Here is a 14,935-nt window from a genome sequence, read left to right on the forward strand (position 1 = left end):
GGTGGTGATGGCGGACAGTATGGAACGGGTGATCCACTTACATTATCAGGTGGCGGAGTAGATGCCAACGGAGCAGTGACTGCTTCGGGAGCGTATCCAGCCCTTTCATCTACCTTCCCTGCAGATACAAACGGAAACAGCATTTCTAATCACTTAGAAGATGGTCCAGATTTCGACATGGATGGACAAGTAGACGGATGTGACAATGATGATGATGGAGATGGTGATCCAGATGTATCAGATCCAGATCCACAAGATCCTTGTATTTATGATCCATCTAATCAGGAGTATTCTAATACTTCTCTTTCCTATCAAAATTTAGATTGTGATGGTGACGGAGTAACCAATGGCGATGAGATAGATCCAGATGGTAATGGTATCGACGAAGGTAATGGTACAGATCCATTAGACCCATGTAGTTTTAATCTAGATGATCAAAATTATACTTTAACAACTCAAGAGTTTAAAGACTTAGACTGTGATGGAGATGGAGTAACTAATGGAAATGAAATTGATCCTGACGGAAATGGTATTGATGAAGGAAATGGTACAGATCCATTAGATAATTGTAGTCTTGTATACACAGATCAAACTGTTGACCCAAGTACAGCATGGATAGATGGTGATTGTGATGGTGACGGAGTAACCAATGGTCAAGAGGTTATAGATGATACAGATCCCACAGATCCATGTGAGTATGATTCAGATAGTCAAGATACTGCAACAACAAGTGCGGTGTGGGATGCTTTAGATTGTGATGGAGATGGCGTGACGAATGGCGATGAAATAGATGATATGACAGACCCATTAGATGAATGTAGCTTAGACTATACAAGTCAGACAATAACGCCAAGCGCAGCTTGGTTAGCAGGAGATTGTGATGGCGATGGCGTAACGAATGGCGATGAAGTTTCAGATGATACCGATCCAACGGATCCTTGTGAATATGATCCGGCAAGTCAAGATGTAACAACTGTTTCTTCGGAATGGGAAACATTGGATTGTGATGGCGACGGAGTAACCAATGGAGATGAAGTTTCCGACGGAACAGATCCACTAGACGAATGTAGCTTGGATGTTACAAGTCAGACTGTTGATCCAAGTACAGCATGGATAGATGGAGATTGTGACGGAGATGGAGTAACCAATGGTGATGAAGTGATAGATGGTACAGATCCTGTAGATCCTTGTGAATATATGGCAAGTAGTATCTCTGGTCCTCAGAGTGCTGCATGGGAAGCTTTAGATTGTGATGGTGACGGAGTAACCAACGGACAAGAAGTAGCAGATGGAACAGATCCACTAGATGAATGTAGCTTAGACTATACAAGTCAGGATACAACTGCAAGTCCAACTTGGTTAACAGGAGATTGTGATGGCGATGGCGTAACGAATGGCGATGAAGTTTCAGATGATACCGATCCAACGGATCCTTGTGAATATGATCCGGCTAGTCAAGATGTAACAACTGTTTCTTCGGAATGGGAAGCACTGGATTGTGATGGCGACGGAGTAACCAATGGAGATGAAGTTTCCGACGGAACAGATCCACAAGACGAATGTAGCCTGAATGTTACAAGTCAAACAGTATCTCCAAGTCCAACTTGGATAGATGGAGATTGCGACGGAGATGGAGTAACCAATGGTGATGAAGTGATAGATGGTACAGATCCTGTAGATCCTTGTGAATATATGGCAAGTAGTATCTCTGGTCCTCAGAGTGCTGCATGGGAAGCTTTAGATTGTGATGGTGACGGAGTAACCAACGGACAAGAAGTAGCAGATGGAACAGATCCACTAGATGAATGTAGCTTAGACTATACAAGTCAGGATACAACTGCAAGTCCAACTTGGTTAACAGGAGATTGTGATGGCGATGGCGTAACGAATGGCGATGAAGTTTCAGATGATACCGATCCAACGGATCCTTGTGAATATGATCCGGCTAGTCAAGATGTAACAACTGTTTCTTCAGAATGGGAAGCACTGGATTGTGATGGAGATGGCGTAACCAATGGAGATGAAGTTTCCGACGGTACAGATCCACTAGACGAATGTAGCCTGGATGTTACAAGTCAGACTGTTGATCCAAGTACAGCATGGATAGATGGAGATTGCGACGGAGATGGAGTTACCAACGGTGATGAAGTGATAGATGGTACAGATCCTGTAGATCCTTGTGATTTTATGTTAGAGAATGCGACGGTTCCAATGACTCCTGAATGGGAAGCACTGGATTGTGATGGAGATGGAGTTACTAATGGTGATGAACTAAATGACGGAACCGATCCTTTAGACCCATGTGATTTCTTAGTGGCAAGTCAAACACTTCCAACTACTGGTGACTTTATGTTAGCCGATTGTGATGGGGATGGTGTGACAAATCAAGACGAAATCAATGATGGAACAGATCCAACAGATCCTTGTGACTTTGTACAGACTAGTCAGGACTATACAATAACTACTCAAGAATTCCAAAACCTAGATTGTGATGGTGACGGAGTTACAAATGGGAATGAAATAGATCCAGACGGAAATGGTATAGACGATGGTAATGGTACCGACCCATTAGACGAGTGTAGTTTAGAGTATACAGATCAAACCGTAACGCCAAGCCAAGCTTGGTTAACAGGAGACTGTGATGGTGATGGAGTAACCAATGGTCAAGAAGTTATAGATGATACCGACCCTACAGATCCATGTGACTATGATCCGGACAGTCAAGATCTTACTACAATTAGTTTTGAATTTGATCAATTAGATTGTGATGGCGACGGAGTTCTTAATGGTGATGAAATCGATGATGGAACAGATCCTAATGATCCTTGTGATTTTGTATTGACAAGTCAAAGTGTTGCGCCTTCAGATGAATGGAATATGTTAGACTGTGATAACGACGGGTTAACGAATGAAGAGGAAGTAACTATTGGTACAGATCCATTAGATGAAGATACTGACGGAGACGGTGTCATAGACGGAGATGAAGTTAATGACAATACAGACCCATTGGATGAATGTGATTTGGTATTTGAGAATCAATCGGTCACTCCTTCAGATGAGTGGTTTACATTGGATTGTGATGGTGATGGTGTAACAAACGATCAGGAAATAGAGGATGAAACAGACCCAACAGACCTTTGCAGCTTTAATTGTGAGAGTATAAATCTAGAAATTGTGAGTCAGGAATTCCTGGATGCAGACTGCGATGGAGATGGGATCTCTAACGGTGATGAATTGAGTGATGATGATGATGATGGATTGTGCGATTTTAATGAAGACAACAATGGAGATCCAAACGATGATGTAACGATTTTCGATATTATTACTCCAAACGGCGATGGACTAAACGATGTATTTACCATTAGAGGATTACAAAATTTCCCAGATAATACTGTTGAAATTTACAACCGATGGGGAGTGTTGGTATTCGATACTGTAGGATATGGTCAAAGCAACAATTTCTTTAGAGGGTTCTCTGATGGAAGATCGACCATAGACAGAGATGAAGCATTGCCAGTTGGTACGTATTATTACATAGTTAATTATGTGAATGATGCTGGTGAAACAGTACGTCTTGCAGGTCCATTATACATTAATAGAAAATAAATTATATAAAATATCCTGTCGGAAAATTATGCTTTCGGCAGGTTAAATAATCATAACTATGAGAAAATTATATATAACTGTTTTAGCACTGTTGTCTCTTGGGTTTTATTCTGAAAATTCTCAGGCACAACAAGATGCACAGTACACGCAATATATGTACAATACATTGAGCTTTAATCCTGCTTACGCAGGGGCGAGAGATGTTCTGAGTTTTGTGGGAATATATCGCAGTCAATGGGTGGGTCTTGAAGGAGCGCCTAGAACTTTTACTGCATCATTACATTCTCCTATTGGAGAGCGTGTAGGATTAGGATTGAATGTGACCAACGATGAAATATTTATTGCAAGAGAAACATACGTTGATATAGATTTTAGTTATACCATACCAATCTCAGATAACGGAGGTCAGTTGGCTTTTGGTCTTAAAGGTGGAGCGCATCTATTGGATATTGACTCTAATCGTTTAAATACTGGTGGGTTTAACAGCGGTGATCCCGATGCAGAAATTAATGTAGACAATAAATTCTCTCCGCAAGTAGGAGTAGGCCTCTACTATTATACCGATAAATTTTATTTGGGTGCAAGTGTTCCTAATTTGATTGAAACCGAACATTTTGATGACTCTAATAATAGTAATAGCTCTAGTACCGCTTCGGAAAGGGTCAATTACTATTTTATTACAGGATATGCTTTTGATCTTTCTGAAAATTTAAAGTTCAAACCAGCAGTACTAACAAAATTTGTTAGCGGAGCACCACTCCAAGTTGATGTTTCAGCAAACTTTTTAATCAATGAAAAAATAACATTAGGAGCTGCCTATCGATGGAGCGCGGCTTTTAGTGGAATGGTTGGGTTACAGGTTACAGACCAATTACTACTTGGTTTTGCTTATGACAGAGAAACAACAGAATTACAACAATACAATGATGGCTCTTTTGAAGTGATGTTACGATACGAACTGTTTAATAGAAAGAAGCGATTAATTTCACCAAGATTCTTTTAATCGAAAAAAACAATTACACATGAAAAATTATTTTAAAAAGTCTCTTGTTTTTGTTTTCCTATTTTCCATTTCATTCTCTATTGCTCAGGAGAAGAAGATGGCAGATGCAAACCAAGATTTTAATGATTATGCATTTATAGATGCTAGAGAAGCCTACTTAAAAGTGGCAGAGGACGGGTACCGTGACGAGAAACTACTGGAGCGTCTTGGCGATTCGTATTACTTTACAGCAGATTATAAAAATGCTGCAAAATGGTATGGAGCCTTGTATGATACTTCAGAAAGCATAAAACCTGAATATCTATACAGATATGCACTCTCATTAAAGAGTAATCAACAATACAACGCTTCTGATGCGATTATGGAGGAATTTCTAAATGCAAAAGGCTCAGATTATCGTGCAAAGCTGTACCAAAATGAACGAAACTATTTACAGGAAATCGAACAACAATCTGGCCGATTTGAAATGATGTCTATTGGATTTAATTCCGCCCTTTCAGATTTTGCCCCTTCTTTTTATCAAGGAAACTTGGTGATTTCTTCCAACAGGAATAAAAATGGCGTGAGCCGACTAATCCATGACTGGAACGACCAACCTTTTTTAGACCTTTATTTTGTTCCTACAGGAAAAGAAGATTCTTTAGATGACGTGGATAAAATGACAAGCGCAATTAATACAAAATACCATGAGTCGACATCGGTCTTTACCAAAGATGGAAATACAATGTATTTCACTCGGAATAATTTTACCGAAGATGATTATAAATCAGACTCGAATGGAACAAATCGTTTAAAACTGTACAGAGCTAAGAAAAATGGGAAAGGGGACTGGGAAGTTTCAGAATTGCCTTTTAACAATGATGAATATTCAGTGGCGCATCCTGCTTTAAGTAAAGATGAAAAAACGTTATATTTTTCAAGTGATATGCCAGGAGGCAAAGGGATGAGTGATTTATATAAAGTTACAATTGAAGGAGATGGTTTTGGTACTCCTGTTAGTTTAGGTGATGGAATCAATACCGAAGGAAGAGACACGTTTCCTTTTATAAGCTCGGAAGATCGTTTGTATTTTGCTTCAGATGGACATATAGGTCTTGGAGGTTTGGACGTATTTGTAACCGATAGGGAAGGTGATGGTTTTGGTAATGTATACAATGTAGGGAAACCTATAAACAGTCCTATGGACGATTTTAGTTTTATTATTAACGGAACAACAGGATTAGGATATTTTGCAAGTAACAGAGAAGGGGGTGCTGGTGATGATGACATTTACAGTTTTCAAAGGTTAAAGGATCCTATGAATAGTAGTACAGCGTGTACTCAAAGGGTAGAAGGGAGTGTGTTGGACAAAGAAAGTAATGAAGCCATAGCGGGTGCCAAAGTAATGCTTCTGAATGATAGTGGAGATGTCATTGAGTCTGCACTTTCTGGCGCAGATGGAAGTTTTAGTTTTTTGACTCTTGAATGCTCTAGCCAATACGCTGTACGTTCTTCAAAGACAAATTATACAACAGCCGAAAAACCTTTCGCTACTCCAAATTCTTCAGGAGTCATTAAAAAGACACTATTTATGAGTGGGGGAGCAGATCTTGGAGTAACCCCTGCAGGGATTGGTACAGATTTAGGGCTCGTTTTAGGACTCAACCCTATCTATTTTGATCTGGATAAGTCAAACATTAGATATGATGCAGAAATAGAACTTCGAAAAGTAATCGCAGTAATGAAAACCTATCCATCAATGAACATTGATGTACGGTCACATACAGATAGCCGCGCAGATGATGCCTATAATATGGCGCTTTCAGAAAGACGTGCAGCTGCAACAGTAGAATATCTAGTAAATAATGGAGGAATTGACCGAAGCAGACTAACAAGCAAAGGATACGGTGAAACACAATTAACCAATGGTTGCGTAAACGGAGCAACCTGCGATGAAGGAGCACACCAGCTAAACCGAAGAAGTGAATTTATCATAATTCGGTAATTCTGAATAAAAATAAAAAATCCCGCTACTAGCGGGATTTTTTTATGGGATTTGTTGACAAGATTAATCGTCATCGCCATTTACATCATCCGTATTATTGATTTCTTCATCAATTTCCTGTCCTGCGTTGTCCGCAGCGTTTTCGATTTCATCTCCAGCTCTTTCAAGATTGTTTTCTGCGTCTTGTGCAGCAGATTCTACAGTGTCTTCTGCTTTTTCTTCTGTAGTTTCTCTACATGAAGAAATAGAAACGATTAAAGCTAATGCTGCAAATGTGGTAACTAATTTTCTCATTTTCTTTTTGTATTGGTTTATATATTTTAGTAAGATACTATTTTTTTTAATTATCATCGTCACCATTGACATCATCGGTACCGTCAATTTCTTCTTCGATCTCATCTCCAGCATTTTCAATAGCATCTCCTGCGTCTTCGACTGCTTCTTCAATGGCTTCACCTGCTTTTTCGAGGTTATCTTCTGTGTCTTGCGCTGCAGCTTCCAGAGCGTCTTCTGCTTTTTCACCCGTAGTTTCTCTACACGAAGAAATAGATACGATAAGCGCTAAGGCTGCAAGGGTTGTCATTATTTTTTTCATTATTGGTTGGTTTTAAATTAGTAATGGTTAAAAATACCAAAATTTAAGAAAATGGAGACTTTTCAGAAAGATATTTCCAATATCTCTTAGGAACATGCTGCACGTGAAGTTTCATATTCTTTCGGGATTCAATATTGGTGCTCTTAAAATAATTTTTCCAGAGTGTTTGGTATTGAAGTTCATGTTCGGTAAAATAAACAGAACTTGCAGAAGCAGTATTTACATCAGATGTAAGATCAAGAGTCACAGTAGTCACTTTTTTTAGATCGTAATAGATACCATAAGTGCGTTTTAGATCGTAAATAAGCCATCGCTGATCTGCATACCTGTTCTTAAAATGTGCAGCATTTAATGGTAGCACATTAAAATCTGGACTAACGGTTGCCATATACATATCATCTTTTGTTAGTCTGAAACGCACAAAAGCATCCATTCTGTGCTTTTCTCTGTCTACCATTTTTACAATTTTGCTGATCTTAAGTATCGTAGGATTCGCAAAATTGCCTGCGATATTTTTTTCTGAAGCGATAGCGTTTTGAATATACCAAAGCAGGTCATTTTCAATAGAAGGAAGTTCACTTAAATATGCTTTGTAAAGCTTTGTTCTTTCTGAAGCTTTAATATACTTTAGTAAGCCTTTCCAGACCCTGTCTGCTTTTTTTTCTTCAGTAATGACCATTTGAGTAGCGTCAAAAAAAGTTTCCGAAGCTATGGATTCTTTCTGAATAATCACATGTTTCAGCTTGTACTCAAACACATAAAAAACCACACTCAAAAATCCTTCAAAAGTTTCATCATATACCAAAATAGTTCTCATACTACCATTAAACTTTCCGAAGAACTAAACAAATTCAACTGATTTCCATACGTTTTCTGAAACTTGCTTTTCGATTCTTGAAGAATTAAACCTTTGATTTGTGCAGCAGTTCTGTCTTTTACTTCAAAATCTCTGGAATCACAAACCATAAAGTATTTGGCGCGATTAAAAGCAATTCCAATCGCTTTTAGATGCTCCCAATTGAGCTTTCGATACCTTCTGGCTTGTGTGATCTTATGCACACTTTTCATTCCCACTCCCGGAATTCTAGCAATCAATTTTGGATCTGCTTTATTAATGTCAACAGGAAAATGTTCAAGATTACGTAGTGCCCAACTTAATTTCGGATCAATATCAGTATCAAGATTTGGATTTTCTTTAGTTAAAATCTCTCGAATATCAAAACCGTAAAACCGTAATAACCAGTCTGTCTGATACAATCTATTTTCGCGTAAAACGGGGACATCGGTACCAATAGAGGGGAGCCGCTCGTCATAACTAATGGGAACATAACCTGAATAATACACCCGTTTCAGTTTAAATTTTTTATAAAAATAGGCAGATGTATACATGATTTCCGCATCGGTTTCGCCACTGGCTCCTACGATCATTTGTGTGCTCTGTCCAGCTGGTGCATACACGGGAGTACTTTTAATAAGCTTTTTTTCATTTTTATACTGAATGATCTCGTTGGTCACTTTCTGCATCGGTTTGATAAAATCTTTCCTGTCTTTGTCGGGTGCCAATAATTTGAGTCCTTTTTCTGAAGGAATTTCGATATTGACACTCAGTCTATCTGCATATAGGCCAGCCTCTCTCATTAATTCATCACTCGCTCCTGGAATCGATTTTAAATGAATGTAGCCATTAAAATTCTCTTCTTCCCGTAGCTTCTTGGCCACTGCTATGAGTCGCTCCATAGTATAGTCGGCATTTTTAAAGATGCCACTGCTTAGAAAAAGACCTTCAATATAGTTGCGTCTGTAAAAGTTGATGGTAAGATCCACAACTTCCTGAACTTTAAAGGCAGCCCGTTTGATATCATTACTTTTTCGTGTCACACAATAAGCGCAATCAAAAATACAGTGATTGGTAAGTAGAATCTTTAAAAGTGATACGCATCGTCCGTCTTCGGTATAGGTATGGCAGATGCCCATACCGCTGCTATCGCCCAAGCCTTTATTCTTGTTGGTTCTTTTGCTTCCGCTGGAAGAGCAGGAAACATCATATTTTGCTGCATCTGCAAGAATGTTTAGTTTTTCTTTAATACGTTCAAAATTCATAGACTTGGATTTATGCCAAAAATATGGAATAATTCCGATTTAATGGAAAATATCCACTAACTTATTTGGATATATTCCTAATAATAGTAACTTTACAGTATGGATACAGAACTTTCTATTGAAGCAAGACGTTTTAAAAAGGTGCGTGAAGAGCAGCACCACACACAACAATCATTTGCAGAATTACTGGAGATTGGGGCTACTACGGCAGATATTGAGCGTGGAAAAACCAAAATTACTGGTAAAGTAGTTATGTTATTACTACATCTTTTTAATATTAATCCGATGTGGCTCTATGGAAAGAGCTACACTAAGATTGTAAATCTAGAAGGTGGGGATGTAAGTCCTAAGGTCGTAACATTAGATATTGAAGAGCGCGATACCATTGCATTGGTCAATCAGAAAGCTGCTGCCGGTTATCCGCATAATATACAGGATGTAGAATGGTATGAAACATTACCTGCATTTTCTATTCCATTACCAGAATATCGTAATGCTACATATAGAGGTTTTCAGGTAGAAGGAGATAGTATGCTCCCCAATATCAGACCCAATGAGTGGGTATTAGGAAGAGCGGTACCTAGTATTGCCGAAGCAACAGATAGTAAGATTTATATAGTCGTATTACACGATTCGGTATTAGTGAAAAAGTTACAAAAAGTACCTAATTCACCTCATAAAGTACGCTTGATTTCTTTGAATACGGAATATATCCCCATAGACGTTGATATAAAAAATATTCAAGAATTGTGGCAAGTAAACAGTAAGTTAACTTTTGGTGTTGAAGAGCCTTCCGAAAGTAATCTATTGCGACAACTCCAACAATCCATGGATGATTTAAAGGGACAGATTACAAAGTTAAATACATAAAAAAAGACCTCATTTTGAGGTCTTTTTTTATTGATCGATTAAGATCTAGTTGTTGTCATCCGTTTTGATTTTAAGATCACCATCGTCGGTCTTGATCTTAATTTCATCACCGTCTGCTTCTTCGATCTTGATCTTGTCACCGCCATCTTTAATTTCGATGTCGGCACCTTCTGCTCTCGCATCTTCCAGAATTTGTTCTGTTTCGGTTTTAGCCTCTTCCTTCTCTCTGCAAGAAGTAAAAGAAACCGTAGCGATTGCTGCTAGTAATAAAATTACTTTTTTCATTGTTTTATAATTTAAAAAGTTAGGGTTAGATTGTTATGATTTTAGTTGTCGTCTTCACCCGTCATAGTGTCTTCAACGTCATCTGCTGCATCTTCGATCGCATCACCTGCGTCATCGATTGCATCTTCAACGTCATCTGCAACATCGTCTGCTTCAATTTCTACTTTTGTTTCTTTTGTTTCTCTACAGGATACAAAAGAAGTAGCAAACATTGCTACAATAGCTAAACTTAAAAATACTTTTTTCATAATGGTTTGTGTTTATTAGTTAATCGTCGTTTCCTATTTTGTCAATTTCTTCGTTAATTTCTTCATTGACTTCTTTGTCAATTTCTTTTGCAGTTCTTTCCAAAATACCTTCTGCATCATCATCAGTAGCTTCTACTTCTACTTCTCTTACAACTTCTTTCGTTTCCGTTTTAGTCTCTCGACAGCTTGTAGTTGCAAATGTTGCAAAAACTAATGCCGCAGCGATCATTACTTTTTTCATAATAAGTGGGTTTGTGTTATTTATGTTCAAAACTACGGATTTTAACATTTGACCAATGATAAAGTTTTATTAAAGTTTCTGTAGTTCTTAGGGAGTCTTTTTTTAAAATTCCATCAAACGGAGCTTTAATTCAGTAACTTAGAGATATGATTTAGTATAATTTTTGTTGCTCCCGTATTTTTATTTACAAAGTGCCCAGCAATCATTCCTGTTTTACTTCTAAAAACGGAATCTTCTATAAGTTTATCTATGATGCTAGTGCATTCTTCTTCTGAAGCAATAGAAAACAAGCCGGCAAGGGATTGGAGTCGGGCTGCTTCGGGGAATTCTTTATGATGTTTCCCTATAATTACAGGAACACCAAAAGTAGCAGCTTCCAATATATTATGTAAACCCGTAGAACCCATGGCGCCACCTACGTACGCGATATCTGCATAACTGTATATTCTGGTAAGTAACCCAATATTGTCTATAATCAATACGGAATATTCATCAAGTTTTTTTCCTTCCTTTTCTGAAAATAAGACCGATGGCACCTTGAGTTTATTTCTAAAACGTTCAATTTTGGATGCATCCAGTTTATGTGGAGCAACAATATATTTTACATTTTCTGAAGCTTTTTGCATTGATTCTAATAAAACAGCTTCATCCTCTGGCCATGTGCTTCCGCAGACAATACATAAAGAATTTTGTAAAAAGTCGGCAATAAAAGGGAGTGAATTATCCTGTTCTATTTGATGTGAAACCCTATCAAATCGAGTGTCGCCGCTTATTGTGATGTTTTTAAAGCCAATAGAAGTTAACAAATCTTCAGAAGCTTTATCTTGTACAAATAGATGATCAAACGTTTGTAAAGCTTTCCGCATAAATTTTCCATAAAATTGAAAGAAGACCTGATCTTCGCGAAATAGTCCAGAGATAAGTACTGCAGGAATATGCTCTTTGTTTAACTGAAAAAGATAATTGGGCCAGAATTCATACTTAATAAAAAGTGCCAATTTAGGTTTTGCCAGTTTAATAAACTTTCTAGCGTTTGCTGGGGTGTCTAACGGAAGATATACAATAACATCTGCGAGAGTACTGTTCTTTTTTTGTTCATAGCCCGAAGGTGAAAAAAAGGACACTAATATTTTATAACCAGGAAACTGCTTTTTAAATGCTTCCATAACAGGAACTCCTTGTTCGTATTCGCCTAAGGATGCGCAGTGAAACCAGATTGTTTTATCTTTTTCGTTAATTTTTTTTCTAAGAATTGAATAGGTGTCACTTCTGCCCCGCACAAATAATTTAAGTTTAGCGCTAAAAGACTGAGCCGCCCAGAGAAAGGGCATAGCGAAATAGGTTGCTATTGTGTAAAGGGTTTTCATAGAGTTGTTCCGTAAAAATACAGTACTTTAGGTTAATAGCTGTCTATGAAATTTTAAAAATAAGGATAGGGGTGTTAATTGATTGTTGACCGTATTTAAAATCCGTATTTTTACAACAATATTATATTTCAAAGTAGATGAAAAAAATTCAAATGGTAGACCTTAAAGGTCAGTATCAACATATTAAAGAACAGGTAGATGCATCGGTATTAGACGTTATTGAATCTACCGCATATATCAATGGGCCAGAAGTTCATGACTTTCAAAAGGAATTAGAAGAATACTTAGGCGTAACACATGTGATTCCTTGTGCCAATGGCACCGATGCGCTACAGATAGCAATGATGGGACTAGGCCTAAAACCAGGAGATGAGGTGATCACTGCCGATTTCACATTTGCGGCAACCGTGGAGGTAATTGCTCTTTTAGGACTTACACCCGTGCTGGTTGATGTAGACCCAATAACTTTTAACATTGATATAGAGGCAATTAAAAAAGCGATTACTCCAAAGACCAGAGCCATTGTACCTGTTCATTTATTTGGATTAGCTGCTCAGATGGACGAGATCATGGATATTGCAAAGGCAAATGATTTGTATGTCATTGAAGATAACGCTCAGGGAATAGGAGGCACCTATACAACTCGGGATATGGCGAAACCAAAGACAGGAACCATAGGTCATGTGGCATCAACCTCATTTTTCCCATCAAAAAATTTGGGTTGCTATGGAGATGGTGGAGCTATTTTTACGAATGACGATGAACTGGCCCACATCATAAGAGGTATAGTAAACCATGGAATGTACGAACGATATCATCATGATGTCGTGGGAGTAAATTCACGTTTAGATTCCATACAAGCAGCAGTACTACGTGCAAAATTACCTCATTTAAATGAGTATAATACCAAACGTCGTAATGCGGCTAGAAAATATACCGCTGCCTTTTCGGGAATTGAAAATATTATCACACCTACAGGCTTTTGTGATGCTGGAAATTCTATCTGTGATGTATGTGATTGTCACGTGTTTCATCAATATACGTTGCGAATAACTAATGGAAAGCGAGATGATCTTGTGAAACATCTAAATGCTAACGACATCCCTTGTGGAGTTTATTATCCAATCCCGTTGCATTTACAAAATGCGTATAAGGACGATCGTTATAAGGAATCAGATTTTCCTGTGACCAATCAGTTAGTAAAAGAAGTTATCTCATTACCAATGCACACAGAACTGGACGACGAACAAATTGACTTTATTACTAAAACAGTTATCGATTTTGTCACGAACTAAAAAAATATTGGTTACAGGAGGCCTAGGCTATGTAGGTTCTCACACTGTAGTTGCGTTGCAAGCATCAGGCTTTGAAGTTGTGGTCGTTGATAATTTATCAAATACTACAATTAATGTTTTAGAAGGTATTACCAATATTACAGGTAAAGCGCCAGTTTTTGAAAGGCTCGAATTACGAAATAAACAAGATGTTATCGATTTCTTTAAACGCCATAAAGATATTGATGGGATTATTCATTTTGCAGCCAGTAAGGCAGTTGGAGAGAGTGTTGAAAACCCATTGTTATATTATGAGAACAACCTAAATACTCTTATATATTTACTTCAGGAGAGCAAAGCACATAACATTAATAATTTTATTTTCAGTTCGTCTTGTACTGTATATGGTGAACCCGATACGTTGCCTATTACCGAAGATGCCCCTATAAAAGTCGCTACTTCTCCTTACGGAAATACCAAGCAGATAAGTGAAGAAATTTTAGGGGATGTGTGTGCTGTTTCAGAAATGAAAGCCATAGCATTGCGTTATTTTAATCCCATTGGAGCGCATCATTCGGCTCAAATAGGAGAGCTTCCGGTTGGTGTTCCGCAGAACTTAGTGCCATTTATTACCCAGACTGCAGTTGGCATTAGGAAGGAATTGTCTGTCTTCGGAAATGATTATGACACGCCCGACGGCAGTTGCATACGAGATTATATTCATGTGGTGGATCTGGCTGAAGCTCATGTCGTAGCGCTTCAGCGCTTACTTCAGAATAAAGATGCGAGCAAATTTGAAGTTTTTAATATTGGAACTGGCAAAGGAAGTTCGGTTTTGGAGGTGGTTCATGCGTTTGAAAAAGTAGCCAATCAAAAACTAAATTATACGATTGTAAACCGACGCCCTGGAGATGTGGTTGCTGTCTATGCAGATACTACAAAAGCAAATAAAGAATTGGGTTGGAAAGCCAAAAACTCTATGGAAGAAGCTCTTAAAAGTGCATGGAAATGGCAGCAAAAACTTAAAAGTACTAAATAACAGTCGCTTAACGAAGGTTTAACGACTATACTTTGGGATTGGACACATAGTTTTGTTTCTTTGCACAGAATTTAAAAAGTATATAATGAAGTTAGTTTCAGTGAAACGAAAAACGAAGCAAGAAAAGAGATTTACAGAAGATATGGGTATTCTTACCACCAATGTGGTGTATATCCAAAAAACATTACTTAATATTCTTCCAATCAAAACTGTCCATAAATACAGAGAAACGTATTATGGTGAGGTCAAAGATTGTGATGATTGCAGATTGAGTGCATAAATAAAAAAGTATTAAAAAGCCCGAAGTGATCGCTTCGGGCTTT

Annotated in this window: 15 protein-coding genes; 7 read left to right on the forward strand and 8 right to left on the reverse strand. The window is 37.9% G+C overall.

Annotated elements, in window-relative coordinates; genetic code table 11:
* From ACFQO1_RS02290 to ACFQO1_RS02300, 3 genes are all read left to right on the forward strand, one after another.
* Positions 1-3,606, forward strand: a 3,606-nt coding sequence (locus ACFQO1_RS02290) for a T9SS type B sorting domain-containing protein (protein ID WP_380216305.1), incomplete at its 5' end; no start/stop codon positions are given.
* Positions 3,607-3,664: 58 nt separating this feature from the next.
* Complete coding sequence (locus tag ACFQO1_RS02295) at positions 3,665-4,609, forward strand: PorP/SprF family type IX secretion system membrane protein (protein ID WP_380216307.1); 945 nt, start codon at positions 3,665-3,667, stop codon at positions 4,607-4,609.
* Positions 4,610-4,628: 19 nt separating this feature from the next.
* A complete protein-coding gene (locus ACFQO1_RS02300; RefSeq protein ID WP_380216309.1) occupies positions 4,629-6,593 on the forward strand; it encodes an OmpA family protein in 1,965 nt (654 codons plus the stop codon).
* A 63-nt stretch (positions 6,594-6,656) separates the two neighbouring features.
* On the opposite strand, the gene ACFQO1_RS02305 is transcribed toward ACFQO1_RS02300, so the two are convergent.
* From ACFQO1_RS02305 to ACFQO1_RS02320, 4 genes are read right to left on the reverse strand one after another with little or no spacing between them, the layout of a single operon-like run.
* Positions 6,657-6,887 carry a hypothetical protein gene (locus ACFQO1_RS02305; protein ID WP_380216311.1) on the reverse strand — a complete coding sequence of 77 codons (231 nt, stop codon included), beginning with the start codon at positions 6,885-6,887 and terminating at the stop codon, positions 6,657-6,659.
* A gap of 46 nt (positions 6,888-6,933) precedes the next feature.
* Positions 6,934-7,188, reverse strand: coding sequence for a hypothetical protein (locus ACFQO1_RS02310; RefSeq protein ID WP_380216313.1), 255 nt, complete (start codon positions 7,186-7,188; stop codon positions 6,934-6,936).
* Positions 7,189-7,231: 43 nt separating this feature from the next.
* Positions 7,232-8,005, reverse strand: a complete 774-nt coding sequence (locus ACFQO1_RS02315) for a TIGR03915 family putative DNA repair protein (RefSeq protein ID WP_380216315.1) — start codon at positions 8,003-8,005, stop codon at positions 7,232-7,234.
* Positions 8,002-9,288, reverse strand: a complete 1,287-nt coding sequence (locus ACFQO1_RS02320) for a putative DNA modification/repair radical SAM protein (protein ID WP_380216317.1) — start codon at positions 9,286-9,288, stop codon at positions 8,002-8,004. Before ACFQO1_RS02320 ends, ACFQO1_RS02315 begins: the two co-directional genes overlap by 4 nt.
* A gap of 99 nt (positions 9,289-9,387) precedes the next feature.
* Here ACFQO1_RS02320 and ACFQO1_RS02325 point away from each other — a divergent pair, with 99 nt between their 5' ends.
* Positions 9,388-10,158, forward strand: a complete 771-nt coding sequence (locus tag ACFQO1_RS02325) for an XRE family transcriptional regulator (protein WP_380216319.1) — start codon at positions 9,388-9,390, stop codon at positions 10,156-10,158.
* A gap of 45 nt (positions 10,159-10,203) precedes the next feature.
* On the opposite strand, the gene ACFQO1_RS02330 is transcribed toward ACFQO1_RS02325, so the two are convergent.
* From ACFQO1_RS02330 to ACFQO1_RS02345, 4 genes are all read right to left on the reverse strand, one after another.
* Positions 10,204-10,443 carry a hypothetical protein gene (locus tag ACFQO1_RS02330; protein WP_380216320.1) on the reverse strand — a complete coding sequence of 80 codons (240 nt, stop codon included), beginning with the start codon at positions 10,441-10,443 and terminating at the stop codon, positions 10,204-10,206.
* Positions 10,444-10,484: 41 nt separating this feature from the next.
* The gene (locus tag ACFQO1_RS02335; protein WP_380216322.1) at positions 10,485-10,691 is read right to left on the reverse strand and encodes a hypothetical protein; all 207 of its coding nucleotides are present in this window, start codon (positions 10,689-10,691) and stop codon (positions 10,485-10,487) included.
* A gap of 19 nt (positions 10,692-10,710) precedes the next feature.
* Positions 10,711-10,932, reverse strand: coding sequence for a hypothetical protein (locus ACFQO1_RS02340; protein ID WP_380216324.1), 222 nt, complete (start codon positions 10,930-10,932; stop codon positions 10,711-10,713).
* Positions 10,933-11,057: 125 nt separating this feature from the next.
* Positions 11,058-12,299 carry a 3-deoxy-D-manno-octulosonic acid transferase gene (locus ACFQO1_RS02345; protein ID WP_380216326.1) on the reverse strand — a complete coding sequence of 414 codons (1,242 nt, stop codon included), beginning with the start codon at positions 12,297-12,299 and terminating at the stop codon, positions 11,058-11,060.
* A 137-nt stretch (positions 12,300-12,436) separates the two neighbouring features.
* On the opposite strand from ACFQO1_RS02345, the gene ACFQO1_RS02350 reads away from it, so the two are divergent.
* The 3 genes from ACFQO1_RS02350 (at position 12,437) to ACFQO1_RS02360 (ending at position 14,892) form a co-directional block, all read left to right on the forward strand.
* On the forward strand, positions 12,437-13,594 hold the full coding sequence (locus ACFQO1_RS02350) for a DegT/DnrJ/EryC1/StrS family aminotransferase (RefSeq protein ID WP_380216328.1): 1,158 nt from the start codon (positions 12,437-12,439) through the stop codon (positions 13,592-13,594).
* Complete coding sequence (galE, locus tag ACFQO1_RS02355) at positions 13,581-14,612, forward strand: UDP-glucose 4-epimerase GalE (protein ID WP_380216330.1); 1,032 nt, start codon at positions 13,581-13,583, stop codon at positions 14,610-14,612. Before ACFQO1_RS02350 ends, galE begins: the two co-directional genes overlap by 14 nt.
* An 85-nt stretch (positions 14,613-14,697) precedes the next feature.
* A complete protein-coding gene (locus ACFQO1_RS02360) occupies positions 14,698-14,892 on the forward strand; it encodes a hypothetical protein (protein WP_380216332.1) in 195 nt (64 codons plus the stop codon).
* Positions 14,893-14,935: the final 43 nt, after the last annotated feature.

The sequence above is a fragment of the Jejudonia soesokkakensis genome, from assembly GCF_042664795.1.
GTDB classification, from domain to species: Bacteria; Bacteroidota; Bacteroidia; order Flavobacteriales; family Flavobacteriaceae; genus Jejudonia; species Jejudonia soesokkakensis.